Source organism: Gemmobacter nanjingensis, from assembly GCF_014652195.1.
Taxonomy (GTDB): domain Bacteria; phylum Pseudomonadota; class Alphaproteobacteria; order Rhodobacterales; family Rhodobacteraceae; genus Gemmobacter; species Gemmobacter caeni.
In genome coordinates, this window is sequence record NZ_BMYI01000011.1 from 144,762 (window position 1) to 157,332 (window position 12,571).

The following is a 12,571-nucleotide window of genomic DNA, read 5'->3' on the forward strand; positions in this document are numbered from 1 at the left end:
CTGGGCCGAGTCCTATCAGCCTCACGGAAACGTGCAAGCCCGCAGTCCCGACGTTACTTCTGGCAGACGGGGCAGAAGAAGCTTGACCGCCCCGATTGCACTATCCGGTGCAGATGTGCCGTGCAACCGGGCGTCGTGCAGGGCTGACCCTCGCGGTCATAGACCCGGAAGCTGTGCTGGAAATAGCCCAGTTCGCCATCGGCTTGCCGGTAATCCTTCAGCGACGAGCCGCCCGCCTCGATCGCTTCGGCCAGAACCTCGCGGATCAGCGGCACAAGGCGCGCGGCCTCTGCGGGCGAAATGTCGCGCGCAAAGCGGGCAGGGTGGATACCGGCGCGGAACAGCACCTCGCAGACGTAGATGTTCCCCAGCCCCGCCACCAGGTGTTGATCCAGCAGTGCCGATTTGACTGGCGTGGCACGGCCTTTCAGGCGGGAGGCCAGATAATGCTCGTGGAAATCGTTGCCCAGAGGCTCCGGCCCCAGCACGGACAACAGCGGATGCGCCTCGGCCCCCGCCGTTGGCAGCAGATCCATCGCGCCAAAGCGGCGGGCATCGTTGAAGGTGACGCGGGCGCCGCCCTCCATATCCAGCACGACATGATCGTGCTTCGCAGGGGCGGGGTGGTCATGGTGAAACGCACCGATCTGCGCGCCGGAAATCAGCATGCGCCCCGACATGCCCAGATGGATCAGCAGCGTCTCGCCGGTCGAAAGATCGGCCAGGATGTATTTTGACCGACGCCGCAGGGTGTTCACCCTGGCCCCGGTCAGCCGGTCGGCCATGCCGGGCGGGAAGGGCCAGCGCAGGTCGGGGCGGTTCACCTGCGCGCGGGCGATCACCTGCCCCTCCATCACCGGCAAAAGGCCACGGCGGACGGTTTCAACCTCGGGCAGTTCGGGCATGGTTTCCCCTTCGGACAGATCGGCGCATTGCGGCGGGCGCGCTCTGGCCTATAAGGGGGTCCAGCGCCGCGACGGCAAGCCCTGCGAGTATCCGATGACCGACGATCAGAAAACCACCCATTTCGGCTTTCAGACGGTGAATGAGGCCGAAAAGGCCGGGATGGTGCATGGTGTCTTCACCCGCGTCGCCAGCAAATACGACGTGATGAACGACGCCATGAGCCTTGGCATCCACCGCATCTGGAAGGATGCGATGATGGACTGGTTGGCCCCGCGTCCGGGGACGAAGCTTCTGGATGTGGCGGGCGGCACGGGCGATGTGTCCTTCCGCTATCTCAAGCGCGCGCCGGGCGCCCATGCCACCGTGCTGGACATGACCGAGTCGATGCTGGTCGAAGGCCGCCAGCGGGCCGAGGCGGACAGCATGGCCGACCGGCTGGATTGGGTGGTGGGCGATGCGATGGCGCTGCCCTTCAAGGCCAATACCTTCGATGTCTACACGATCAGCTTCGGCATCCGGAACGTGACCCGCGTGCAGGATGCGCTGAACGAGGCGTTCCGTGTGCTGCGCCCCGGCGGGCGGCTGATGGTGCTGGAATTCAGTCAGATCCCCAATGATCTGATGCAGAAGGCCTATGACCTTTACAGCTTCAACCTGATCCCGGTGATGGGGCAGGTGATCGCGGGGGACCGTGACAGCTATCAGTATCTGGTGGAAAGCATCCGTAAGTTCCCTGATCAGGAAACCTTTGCCGGGATGATCCGGCAGGCGGGCTTCGGGCAGGTGAAGTATCGCAACCTGACCATGGGCATTGCCGCGCTGCATTCCGGCTGGAAGATCTGATGCGTGGGCCGCACAACATCATCCGCCTCGTACGGACGCTGGCCACGATGGAACGCACGGGCGCCATCGGGCAGGTTCTGGCTGCGATGGATGCGCCGCCGCGTCTGCGTGCCGTCGCACGCGTGCTGGGCTGGCCGTTCAAATGGCTGGGGCTGAAGGGCGACCCGGCGCTGCCGCCGACGACCCGCGCGCTGACCGCGCTGGGCCCGGCCTATATCAAGTTCGGCCAGATCCTTTCGACCCGCCCTGACATCGTGGGCGAGGAACTGGCCGAGCAGCTGAAATACCTGCAAGACAAGCTGCCCCCCTTCCCGGTGGAAACCGCCAAGCGGATGGTGGAGGACGAATTGGGTATCTCGGTCCCGGCGGAGTTCAGCGAATTTTCCGAACCTGTGGCTGCCGCCTCTATCGCGCAGGTGCATCGTGCGCGTCTGGCCGATACCGGCGAGGAAGTGGCGGTCAAGGTCTTGCGTCCCGGCATCGAACGCGCCTTTCGCAAGGACATTGATGCCTTCTGGTTCGCCGCGCAGGCGATCGAACTGATCTCGCCCGCCTCGCGCCGGTTGCGGCCCAAGGATGTCATCGCCCATTTCGAGGGCGTGGTGATGGGCGAACTTGACCTGCGGCTGGAAGCCGCCGCCGCCGCCGAATTTGCGGCCAATACCGAAGGCGATGCGGGATTCCGGGTGCCGAAACCCGTCTGGGCGCTGTCCAGCCGCAATGTGATGACGCTGGGCTGGGCCGAGGGTATCGCGCTGGCCGACAATGCCGCGCTGGATGCTGCCGGGCATGACCGCGTGGCGCTGGGCGCGCGGGTGCTGGAATTGTTCCTGAGCCATGCGCTACGCGACGGCTACTTCCACGCCGACATGCATCAGGGCAACCTGAAGGTCGGGGCTGACGGGGCGATCATCGCCTATGATTTCGGGATCATGGGGCGGCTGGATGACTATACCCGCCGGGTCTATGCCGAGATCCTGTTCGGCTTCATCCGCAAGGATTACCGCCGCGTCGCCGAAGTGCATTTCGAGGCCGGCTATGTGCCCGCCGACCGCGACATCGACGAATTTGCCCGCGCACTCCGGGTTGTGGGTGAGCCGATCTTCGGCATGGAGGCCAGCCGCATTTCGATGGCGCGGCTGCTGGCCTATCTGTTCGAGGTGACGGAACGCTTCGGAATGCAAACCCGGACCGAGCTGATCCTCTTGCAGCGCACCATGGTGGTGGTTGAGGGTGTGGCGCGCGGTCTGGACCCGCATATCAACATCTGGCAGGTCGCCCGCCCGGTGGTGGAGGGCTATATCAAGACCAACATCGGCCCTCGCGCCCTGCTGCGTGATCTGGTGCAGACGGCGCAGGTTCTGGGCCGGTTCGGGCCGAAATTGCCCGCCTTGGTCGAGGCGCAGCTTGTGCGCCAGTCGCGCCCCGAGGCCGAGCCGAAACGCCCGCTGCATCCTGCGCTCTGGATGCTGGCGGGGGGCGCGCTGGTCGGGGCAGGTGTGGTTCTGGGCGCACTGGTCTGAGGCGGTTCAGCTTGCCTTGCTGAGCCGACTCGACAGCAGGTCGCCGGTTTCCGACAGGATCGGATAGGCGATCATGGTGAAGGCCGAGTTCACCTGTTTCAACGCGCGCAACGTCTCCTGATGCACGCTTGAGGTCTCGATGCTTTCGGAAAGCCCCTCGCGCAGTCGTTCCAGATGCGACCGCTGCAACTGTTGTTCCAGATCGCGCACATGGTCCTTTTCCTCGACCAGCGCGCGGGCGGCATCGGGGTTCAGCGTCATCAGCACGTTCAGCGCGGCCTGCGCGTTAGACAGGACACGGTCGTGGAAATCGCATAGCTCCTTCCAGCCGGTCGTGGAAAAGCGCGTGCCCTCCTGATCCAGCCGCTTGGCCAGACCCACGATGGAATCGCTGATCGTGTTGCTGGCGCCATCCATGTTGACTGCCATTTCCGCCAGTTCCATCACACGGCCATTGGTATCCTCATCCGGTGCCGCGCGCTGGATGCGGGCCAGATACAGCTTCACCTCAAGGTGCATCCGGCTGATTTCGGCCTCTTTGGTCTTGATGGCGGCGGCGGTGTCGTCATCCCATTTCTGGAAAAGCGAGATGACGGGCCGCAGCATCGCCTCGACCATCTCGCCCATCATCAGCACCTCGCGTGCGGTGCAGGCCAGCGCCCGGTCAGGCTTGGTCAATGCCACCGGGTCGAGCGCTGACAGCCGGGTCAGTTGCGCAGCATCAGCCGGGGCCTGCACCCAGGCGGATACCGCACGCAGGATTGGGCCAACGAGCGGCAGCGCGATCAGGGCCAGTGCAAGGTTGAACAGCAGATGCAGGTTGATCACCTGCCTTGCTGGCGTGGCGCCGATCATTTCCAGCGGTGGCGCCAGCAGCAGCAGCAGGATCAGTGCAATCAGGGCCCCGCCGCCGCGCAGCACCAGATTGGCAAGGATTACCCGCCGTGCCGCAAGTTCTGCGCCGAGTGTCAGCATATAGGCGATAACCGCACCGCCCAGATTGGCGCCCAGCACCATGGCGACGCCCGCCGTGACAGGCAGAACGCCCTGCGCCGCCAGTGTGACGAACAGCAGCACCGCTGCGACCGAGGAATACATCATCCACGCCAGTAACGCGCCGATGACGAAGGCCGTCATCGGATCGCCGCCCAGATAGCCCATGGCCGCAACCAGCGCCGGGCTGTCCCGCAACGGCTCTGTCGCATCGCGCAGCATCGACAGGGACACGAAAACCAGCGCCAGCCCGATCAGGATGCGCCCGCCCATACGCGAATGACGCTGTTTGCCCTTCAGGAACAGCCCGACCCCGCCGATCAGCAAGAGCGGCACCAGCCAGTCGGCGCGGGTCATCAGAAGCTGCGCCACGATGGCCGACCCCACATCGGCGCCCAGCATGGTCGCCAGCCCCGCCACCGCAGGAAGCGCGCCGGAGGCCACGAAATTCGCGGTCAGAATCGCAACGGCGGTAGAGCTTTGCAGCAGAACCGCCGCCATGACGCCGATACCGGCAGAGAAAAGCCGGTTCTCCGCCCCATGCCGCAACAGCTTGCGCAATTGCACTGACCAACCACGCTCCACCCCGGTGCGCACAAGACGCACCGCCCACAGCAGCAGCGCGGCAGCGCCGGAAACATGGATCAGGAACAGCAGGGGGGAGCTTTCGGTCATCTTGTCTCTTGATCCGCGGCCAATTCGGCGTTGCTACGGCAGCCTGTCATAAAAACGTTACAAAACCCGGTGTAGCCTGATGAGCGGCGGGGGTCGACCCGCCGGGCGATCCGGCATCAGGCTGGGCAACCGGGGCATCTTCGTGCATCCGGCGTTTGCGCGTTTTGCAAGCATATTGCCGCGCTTCTGCGCGCTTTACCAGCGTTCAGATTGCAAAAGCGGATCGCACACGGGGCGATCCGCTGTCCGGGCCTTGGGTCGGGGCGCGTTCAGCCGCCGGGTGGCAGCAATGCGCCGGGATTCATCAGGCCCTGCGGGTCAAAGACCGCCCTGATCCCCGCCATCAGCTCCAGCCGCACAGGATCGACAAGCCGCGCCATTTCCTCCGTCAGCTTGCGGCCGATGCCATGTTCTGCGGAAAAACTGCCGCCATGGGCGATGGCCACGTCGTGAATGGCACGCTCGACCTCCAGTTCCATCGCCTCCTTGTCGGGGAGGGCGGTCCAGAAATCATGCGGGAACATCAGGATGTAGTGTACATTGCCATCGGCCAGATGCGCGACGATGGCGCGTTCGGCCTGCGGAAACCGCGCGGCGGCCACGCGGTCGGCATCGGCGATGAAGCCCGCCACCTCGGAGGGTCGGACCGAAGTATCCAGTACCACGCCCACCCCGGTCAGCTTGTTCGCCTCGGTTACCGAGTGACGGAAATGCCAGATGTTTTCGGCCTGCGTCTCGTTCTGGGCAACCACCGCATCGGCGATCAACCCTTCGTCCATCGCTGTCGCGAGCAGGGTTTCAAGCTGCGGCACAAGGTCGTCATCGGCACGCGAGGATGCCAGTTGCACCATCAGCGACCAGTCAGGAAGCGCCGCCAGCGGCATGCGGATGTCAGGGAAGTGGCGCACCACATAGCTGGCTTCCGCACGGTCGATCAGTTCCAATGCCTCGACCAGAGTGCCGAAAGCGGCACGGATGCGCGTCGCCACCTCCAGCGCCTGATTGACCGAGGCGAAGCCCAGCCAGCAATCGGCGCGGCTTTGCATCCGGGGCGCAAGGCGCAGCACCGCGCCGGTAATCACGCCCAGGGTGCCCTCGGACCCGGCGACAAGCTGAGTCATGGAATAGCCGGTGTTGTTCTTGCGCAGACCACCCAGATCGGACAGCACGCGCCCGTCGGCCAGCACAAGTTCCACCCCCGCCACCAGATCACGCATCGCGCCATAGCGCAGCACGCCGGTGCCGCCTGCATTGGCCGCGATCAGACCGCCGATCTGCGCCGTGCCCTCAGACCCAAGGTAAAGCGGGAATTGCAAGTTCAGCTTTTCGGCCTCGGCATGGACCTCGGCCAGCGTCATCCCCGCATCCACGGTCAACAGCCCGGAATGCAGGTCGGCCTGCCGCAACCGGCGCATCCGTTTCAGCCCGATCACCACCCCCGCCTGCGGCACCGCGCCATAGCAAAGGCCGGTGTTGCCCCCCTGCGGGAATACCGCGATGCCGCGTGCCGTGACCGCCCGGATGGCCGCCGCAGCTTCTTCTGTCGTGGCAGGCAGCAGGACGGCAAGCGCCGTGCCGCTGCGACGGCCACGAAAATCGGTGACATAGGGGGCAATGTCCGCCGCTTCGGTCAGCAGCCCCTTCGGCCCGAGGATCGCGGCAAGCTCGGACAGCAGCGCGGAATCGGCGGTCATGGTCAGGCGGCCTCACTTTGCCCGATGCGGCCCAGAACGGCGGTCAGCATCGCCATCGTCTCGGCCGAAGGGGCAGTCAGCGGCAGGCGCACCGGGCCGACATCCTGCCCGGCCATCTTCATCAGCGCCTTCAGCGGGCCGGGATTGGTTTCGCGGTAGATCGCCGTCAGCACCGGGTCGATGCGGTGTTGCATCTCCAGCGCCCCGGCCAGATCGCCGCTGCGGGCAAGGTCAAAGACCTTGATCCAGTATTCCGGGTAAAGCGAGGCCGAGGCCAGCACGCCACCCTTCGCGCCCAGTGCGACATGGGTGGCGAACAGCGGCTCTTCACCGCTGAGCACGGCAAGCTGGTCGCCCGCCTCGCGCAGCGTGGCGATGAAGCCCGGCACGTCGTAGTTGGAGAATTTCATGCCAATGATCGTGCCATCTTCGGCCAGACGGCCATAGGTTTCCGGGCTCAGCCCCGCATTGGTGCGGCGCGGAATTTCATAAGCCATGAGCGGCAGGTCCACCACATCGCGGTAGCGGGCGAAATAGGCGCGCATGCCTTCCTGCGGGCCGACGGCGTAGTAGGGTGTCACCAGCATCAGACCGGCAGCCCCCGCCGCAAGAAAATCGTGCCCGGCCTCCAGTGCATCCTCATAGCCGGTAGAAAGCACACCGGGCAGCACCGGGGCGCCGCCTGCTGCCTCGACACAGGCCGAAACCACGCCCGCGCGTTCCCCCCGCGACAGGGCCGGGTATTCGCCGGTGCCGCCGATCGGCACGATCCCGGTGGCGCCCGCCGCAAGCTGCCGCTTCACCAGCGCCTTGACCGCCTCGTAATCCACCGCGCCGTCGGCGGTGAAGGGCGTCACGATGGCGGTGAACAGCCCGTGCAGGTCATCCTTGGTCAAAGTCATGGTCTTGGTCCTTGGTCTAACGATCAGAGAAAGCCCAGCAGTCGCGGCAGCGTCAGCGAAATCGCCGGGACATAGGTCACCAGCAACAGCACCACGAGGTTGGAGCAGAGGAAGGGAAGCGAGGCGCGCACGATCCGCCCGAGCGAAACGCCCGAGATCGACGAGCCGAGGTAAAGCGCCAGCCCGTAGGGGGGTGTCATCAGCCCGATCATCACGTTCATCACCATGATGACGCCGAAATGCACCGGATCGACGCCCATCTGTGCGAGGATCGGGGTGAACAGCGGCGCGAACAGCAGCAGCTGCACGGAATCGCCAATCCACAGCCCGTTGATGAGGAAGAAGATGTTCAGCGCCAGCAACAGCATCCAGGGTTGCAGGTTATAGGCCGCCACCAGATCGCCCAACTGGTTCGGCAGCCGTTCATTCGCCAGCACCCAGGAAATGATCGTGGCGAAACCGACGATCAGATAGACCGAGGCCGAGGTCCGCGCCGAACGGTCGAGAATTGCCCACAGCGCCTTGAGGCTGAGGTTGCGATAGGCCAGAAAACCCACCAGCAGCGCATAGGCCACGGCCACCGCCGCCGCCTCGGTCGCGGTGAAGATGCCCGAGATGATGCCGCCGATGATGATCATCGGCATGAAGATGGCGAAGAACGCGTTGCCGACGATGTTCAGCGCCACCGCCAGCGTCAGGTTGGCGATGGGATTGGCCTTGAAGCCGAACCGCCGCGCCATGACGAAGATCAGCGCCATCTGGCCCAGCCCCAGCATGATGCCCGGCACGGCACCCGCAAGGAACAGCGCCGCGACTGAGGTGTTGGTCAGCGCCGAGAACATGATCAGCGGGATCGAAGGCGGGATGATCGGCCCCTGAATGGCGGAACTGACGGTCAGCGCGGCCGAGAAATCCTTGTCGTAGCCGTCTTTCTCCATCATCTCGATCTCGACCGGACCCAGCGCCGAAATGTCGGCCAGCGCCGAGCCGGAGACGCCCGCGAACATCATGGACCCCACGACGTTCACATAGGCCAGCCCGCCGCGCAGCCGCCCGACCAGCAGGCGCGACAGGTTCACCAGCCGCTCGGTCATGCCGATGGCGCTCATGATCTCGCCCGCAATGATGAACAGCGGGATCGACAGCCAGATGAACACATCCATCCCGGTGAAGAACTTGTGGGCGTAGATATCCAGCATGTCGGTCATGCCGGGTTTCACGCAGAAATAGGCAAGACCCGCAAACCCGATGGCAAAGATCACCGGACTGCCCAGAAGCATCAGCGCCAGTAACAGGCCGACGATGGCAAGAAGCGGCTGGTCCATCGGTCAGATCTCCGAATTCAGGATGGAGGGGCCGGTATCGACCGGGCCGCGGATCAGATCGCGCAGCGCCAGCACCAGCATGTGAAACAGCATCAGGGCGGCGCCGACCGGGACCGAGAGGTAGATCCAGAAGAACGAGATTCCCAGCGTGACGGCCTGACGGCGCTGACCGAACAGCGCATTCTCAAAGCCTTTCCAGACCAGAACCGCCAGCATCGCCGCCAGCATCAGGCGGAAGGCTGCGTTGCGGTAGCCCAGCAGCCGTTGCGGCCAGAAGTGATCGAAGAAATCGACGCGCACCAGCTGGTCGTCGCGCACCAGCAGGCTGCCCGCCAGCATCACGACCCAGACCATCAGGTAACGCGAGACTTCCTCGGGCCAGGGCAGCGAAAAGCCGAAGGCATAGCGCAGCACAACCTGAAGAAACAGCACGCCGAAGATGATCAGCAGCAGAACCCGCGCGACGGCGGAGGTGACCCACGAGAGGACCGTGGCAAGGCGTTCAAGTAGCGGAAGCATGGGCACCCCGAGGGAAGGGGCGGGCGGCGAACCGCCCACCGTTGGCTCAGTTGGCCTGCGCGGCGGCGACGGCGGCGGTCAGCTCGTCAATGATTTCCTGCCCCGTGGTCTGGGCCAGGATCTTGGCCACCGGCCCGCGCGCTGCATCGACGAATTGCTGGAACTCTTCCGGCGTCGGCTGGTAGATTTCCACGCCCGCCTTGCGGATCACGGCCAGATCCTGCGATTCCTTCGCGGCGATCACGCCCAGCATGGCAAAGGCGGCCTCATCGGCGGCGGCCTTGAAGGCGCGCTTGTCCTCTTCGGGCAGAGCATTCCAGTAATCCTCGTTGATAGTGATCAGCGGCATGTTGATCAGGTGGTGATCCAGCGTGTAATATTTCTGCACCTCCTGCAAATTCGCCATCAGCATCGTGTAGGGCGCGTTTTCCTGCCCGTCGACAACGCCGGTCTGAAGCGCGCTGTACAGTTCTGCCCAGGCAATCGGCGTGGGCGAGGCGCCCAGAGCCTCGACCATGGCGACATGGATCGGCACCTGCTGGGTGCGCATCTTCATGCCCTTCATGTCAGCGGGCGATTTGATGAGCTTCGTCGAGGACGAGAAGTTGCGGAAGGCCGAGGGCAGATAGGCGAGGATGCGCACGCCCGATTGTTCGGCGACCAGATCAGACAGCTTCTGCCCGAACGGCCCGTTCAGCACCTCACGCGCCACGGCGGTCGAGGGAAAGCTGTAGGGCAGCTCCAGCACCGACGCGACAGGCGCATAGGCGGCAAGGTGCCCGGCGTTCAGCCCGCCCACCATTTGCAGCGAACCGCGGACGTTCTGTTCGGCCAGCGATTCCAGATCGCCCATCTGGCCGTTGGGGAACACCTGCACCTCATATTTGCCGCCGGTCTGCGCGGCGAGTGAGCTGGAGAAAACCTCTGTATAGGTCCAGTAGGTATTCGCCAGCAGATCGCCTTCGCCATCGACATGGGCGAAGCGCACGGTTTCGGCATGGGCCGCAACCCCTCCGATGATCAGGGCGCAAGCAGTCATTGCGCCAAGGCGCATCTTACGGAAATAGCTCATATATTTTCCCCGTCGGCTTTGGATTTCGTTGTGGCGGCTGTTCCGCGCCTGGGAAAAAGCCTGTGCAAAAATTCTCGTTTCGTCAATAATTTTATTATACGAAAACTGCATTTCCTTTTTGACCGATGTTTCGCTAAGATGCATGCATGGGTGAGGAACACCCCGCGAAGACCGTCAGCGCGGTCCGGCATAAGCCTTCGGGTGAAGCGGGTTACGCGAAATATTGATCCGGCCCGGGTGACAGGGCGCTGTTTGAAAGGTGTGCAATGCTGGTCAGCGGTCAGACGCTTCTGAGTCAGACGGAAACGCTTGCGGCAAGCGAGCCTGCGGAGCCCGCCGAAGAGGCGATCGGCGAGCGAATCATCGGTCTGCGCAAGACCCGCGGGCTGACGCTTCAGGAATGCGCGCGCCTGTCCGGTGTGGCCGCCTCCACCCTGTCGAAGATCGAGCGCAACGAACTGTCGCCCACCGTTTCAACCCTTGTGAAAATTGCATCGGGTTTCGGTGTCGAGCCCGCCGAACTGCTGGCGCCCAGCCGGGTCGCTACCGCGCCGGGGCGCCGCGCGGTCAGCCGTCAGGGCGAGGGCAAGGCGCATACCTCGCAATCCTGCCAGAACCGCCTGCTGTGCAGCGAACTGAAGAACAAGCGCATGGTGCCGGTGCGCACGCGTGTGACCGCCCGGAGCACAACCGATTACCCGGTCTGGCCGCAATCGGACGCCGAAATCTTCCTCTGGGTCGTTTCGGGCCGGATGTTGCTGCACTCCAAAGTCTATGAGCCGCTGGAACTCGGCCCCGGCGATTCCGTCTATTACGACGGAAATGTCCCGCATTGCTGGACGACGGCAGGGGACGAAGATGCCGAGGTCATCTGGGTGGTGAGCGCCTGAAATGGCGACCTTCCTCAGTTTCGATGCGGCCCGGTGCCATGCGCGCCGTCGCCTGCCGCGCGGGCTGTTCGATTACATCGACCGGGGCGTGGGTGAGGAAGCCAGCCTGCGGGCCCTGCGTGCCCGGCTGGATGCGGCCGGGATCGTGCCGCAGGTCTTGCAGGGGCGCACCGGGCCGGACACCGGCTGCACCCTGTTCGGCCAGCGATACGCTGCCCCCTTCATCATCGCCCCCACAGCCATGGCCGGGCTGGTGCATCGGCAGGGCGAGGCCGCACTGGCGCGGGCGGCCGGGGCGGCGGGCATCCCGTTTTCCCTGTCCACCCAATCGGTCAGCGGGGTGGATGAAATCGCCCGCGCCGCGCCCGAAACTGCAATCTGGATGCAGATTTACCTCTGGCGTGAGCTGAGCTTCACCGAGGCGCTGCTGGCCAGGGCCCGAAATGCCGGGGTGCGGGTGCTGGTGATGACGGTCGACACGCCCGCCGGGGCGCGCAAGGAATGGAACCTGCAGAGCGGCTTCAACATGCCTTTTCGCATTTGCGCGCGCAGCCTGACCGATCTTGCGCTGCGCCCCAACTGGCTGGCCGGGGTGATGCTGCCGCAAGTGCTGCGTGGAGGTATCCCGAAGATGGACAATTATCCCGAAGGCATGCGCCCGCGCCTGATTGGCCCGCCGGTCGATCCGCGCCTGTCGCTGATGCCGGGACTGAACTGGGATCACGTTGCCTGGCTGCGCGACCGCTGGTCCGGTACGCTGATCCTGAAGGGCATCCTGTCGCCCGACGATGCACGGCGCGCGGCTGAGGCCGGTGCTGACGGCATTGTCGTTTCCTCGCACGGCGCCCGGAATTTCGACGCCGCCCCCGCGCCCATCGACGTCCTGCCGCAGATCATCAGCGCGGTTGCGGGGCGCCTGACCGTTCTGGCGGACAGCGGCGTGAAGCGTGGCCTTGATGTCCTGCGCTATACCACACGCGGGGCACGGAGTGTCATGCTCGGCCGGCTGCCGCTCTGGGCGCTGGCCTCGGGCGGCGAGGCCGGTGTGCACGAGATGCTGGCCGTCCTGCGTACCGAATATGCCGAGGCGCTGAACTACCTGCCGCCCGCTGAGGCCTGATGCGGCGCGAGGTTTGGATGAGCGTTGGCGAATGGTTTGAGGTTTTCGAGAAATGTTGTGATGCGGTTGAGGTTTGGGAGATTTTTGAGATCGATGTTCCATCTGCGTG

General features: G+C 64.5%; 11 protein-coding genes. 4 read left to right on the forward strand and 7 right to left on the reverse strand.

Annotated features, from left to right (window positions below; translation table 11 throughout):
• Positions 1-53 precede the first annotated feature (53 nt).
• Positions 54-905 carry a bifunctional DNA-formamidopyrimidine glycosylase/DNA-(apurinic or apyrimidinic site) lyase gene (mutM, locus tag IE126_RS16975; RefSeq protein ID WP_189381682.1) on the reverse strand — a complete coding sequence of 284 codons (852 nt, stop codon included), beginning with the start codon at positions 903-905 and terminating at the stop codon, positions 54-56.
• Between the two features lie 94 nt (positions 906-999).
• Between mutM and ubiE the strand changes: the two genes are divergently transcribed.
• Together ubiE and ubiB are read left to right on the forward strand one after the other, a co-directional pair.
• Positions 1,000-1,749, forward strand: a complete 750-nt coding sequence (gene ubiE, locus IE126_RS16980; RefSeq protein ID WP_108130623.1) for a bifunctional demethylmenaquinone methyltransferase/2-methoxy-6-polyprenyl-1,4-benzoquinol methylase UbiE — start codon at positions 1,000-1,002, stop codon at positions 1,747-1,749.
• Positions 1,749-3,272, forward strand: a complete 1,524-nt coding sequence (gene ubiB / locus IE126_RS16985; protein ID WP_108130615.1) for a 2-polyprenylphenol 6-hydroxylase — start codon at positions 1,749-1,751, stop codon at positions 3,270-3,272. The genes ubiE and ubiB overlap by 1 nt, the downstream gene beginning before the upstream one ends.
• Positions 3,273-3,278: 6 nt before the next feature.
• Here the strand turns inward: ubiB and IE126_RS16990 are convergent, their stop codons facing one another.
• The 6 genes from IE126_RS16990 to IE126_RS17015 all read right to left on the reverse strand — a co-directional run bounded on the left by IE126_RS16990 (position 3,279) and on the right by IE126_RS17015 (position 10,452).
• Positions 3,279-4,940, reverse strand: a complete 1,662-nt coding sequence (locus tag IE126_RS16990; protein WP_189381683.1) for a Na/Pi cotransporter family protein — start codon at positions 4,938-4,940, stop codon at positions 3,279-3,281.
• 269 nt (positions 4,941-5,209) lie between these two features.
• The gene (locus tag IE126_RS16995) at positions 5,210-6,634 is read right to left on the reverse strand and encodes an FAD-binding oxidoreductase (protein ID WP_229825605.1); all 1,425 of its coding nucleotides are present in this window, start codon (positions 6,632-6,634) and stop codon (positions 5,210-5,212) included.
• Positions 6,635-6,636: 2 nt separating this feature from the next.
• Positions 6,637-7,536 carry a 4-hydroxy-tetrahydrodipicolinate synthase gene (dapA, locus tag IE126_RS17000; RefSeq protein WP_054301976.1) on the reverse strand — a complete coding sequence of 300 codons (900 nt, stop codon included), beginning with the start codon at positions 7,534-7,536 and terminating at the stop codon, positions 6,637-6,639.
• A 23-nt stretch (positions 7,537-7,559) separates the two neighbouring features.
• Positions 7,560-8,861, reverse strand: a complete 1,302-nt coding sequence (locus tag IE126_RS17005) for a TRAP transporter large permease (RefSeq protein ID WP_189381684.1) — start codon at positions 8,859-8,861, stop codon at positions 7,560-7,562.
• Positions 8,862-8,864: 3 nt separating this feature from the next.
• Positions 8,865-9,380, reverse strand: a complete 516-nt coding sequence (locus IE126_RS17010) for a TRAP transporter small permease (RefSeq protein ID WP_108130619.1) — start codon at positions 9,378-9,380, stop codon at positions 8,865-8,867.
• Positions 9,381-9,426: 46 nt separating this feature from the next.
• The gene (locus IE126_RS17015; protein WP_189381685.1) at positions 9,427-10,452 is read right to left on the reverse strand and encodes a TRAP transporter substrate-binding protein; all 1,026 of its coding nucleotides are present in this window, start codon (positions 10,450-10,452) and stop codon (positions 9,427-9,429) included.
• Positions 10,453-10,718: 266 nt separating this feature from the next.
• On the opposite strand from IE126_RS17015, the gene IE126_RS17020 reads away from it, so the two are divergent.
• Positions 10,719-11,342 carry a helix-turn-helix domain-containing protein gene (locus tag IE126_RS17020; RefSeq protein WP_054301972.1) on the forward strand — a complete coding sequence of 208 codons (624 nt, stop codon included), beginning with the start codon at positions 10,719-10,721 and terminating at the stop codon, positions 11,340-11,342.
• Between the two features lies 1 nt (position 11,343).
• The gene (locus tag IE126_RS17025; protein WP_189381686.1) at positions 11,344-12,462 is read left to right on the forward strand and encodes an alpha-hydroxy acid oxidase; all 1,119 of its coding nucleotides are present in this window, start codon (positions 11,344-11,346) and stop codon (positions 12,460-12,462) included.
• Positions 12,463-12,571 lie beyond the last annotated feature (109 nt).

Excerpts from the sequence above, each read along its gene's own strand:
- mutM (WP_189381682.1), bottom strand. The coding sequence starts at position 905 with ATGCCCGAACTGCCCGAGGTTGAAACCGTCCGCCGTGGCCTTTTGCCG.
- ubiE (WP_108130623.1), top strand. The coding sequence starts at position 1,000 with ATGACCGACGATCAGAAAACCACCCATTTCGGCTTTCAGACGGTGAAT.
- ubiB (WP_108130615.1), top strand. The coding sequence starts at position 1,749 with ATGCGTGGGCCGCACAACATCATCCGCCTCGTACGGACGCTGGCCACG.
- IE126_RS16990 (WP_189381683.1), bottom strand. The coding sequence starts at position 4,940 with ATGACCGAAAGCTCCCCCCTGCTGTTCCTGATCCATGTTTCCGGCGCT.
- IE126_RS16995 (WP_229825605.1), bottom strand. The coding sequence starts at position 6,634 with ATGACCGCCGATTCCGCGCTGCTGTCCGAGCTTGCCGCGATCCTCGGG.
- dapA (WP_054301976.1), bottom strand. The coding sequence starts at position 7,536 with ATGACTTTGACCAAGGATGACCTGCACGGGCTGTTCACCGCCATCGTG.
- IE126_RS17005 (WP_189381684.1), bottom strand. The coding sequence starts at position 8,861 with ATGGACCAGCCGCTTCTTGCCATCGTCGGCCTGTTACTGGCGCTGATG.
- IE126_RS17010 (WP_108130619.1), bottom strand. The coding sequence starts at position 9,380 with ATGCTTCCGCTACTTGAACGCCTTGCCACGGTCCTCTCGTGGGTCACC.
- IE126_RS17015 (WP_189381685.1), bottom strand. The coding sequence starts at position 10,452 with ATGAGCTATTTCCGTAAGATGCGCCTTGGCGCAATGACTGCTTGCGCC.
- IE126_RS17020 (WP_054301972.1), top strand. The coding sequence starts at position 10,719 with ATGCTGGTCAGCGGTCAGACGCTTCTGAGTCAGACGGAAACGCTTGCG.
- IE126_RS17025 (WP_189381686.1), top strand. The coding sequence starts at position 11,344 with ATGGCGACCTTCCTCAGTTTCGATGCGGCCCGGTGCCATGCGCGCCGT.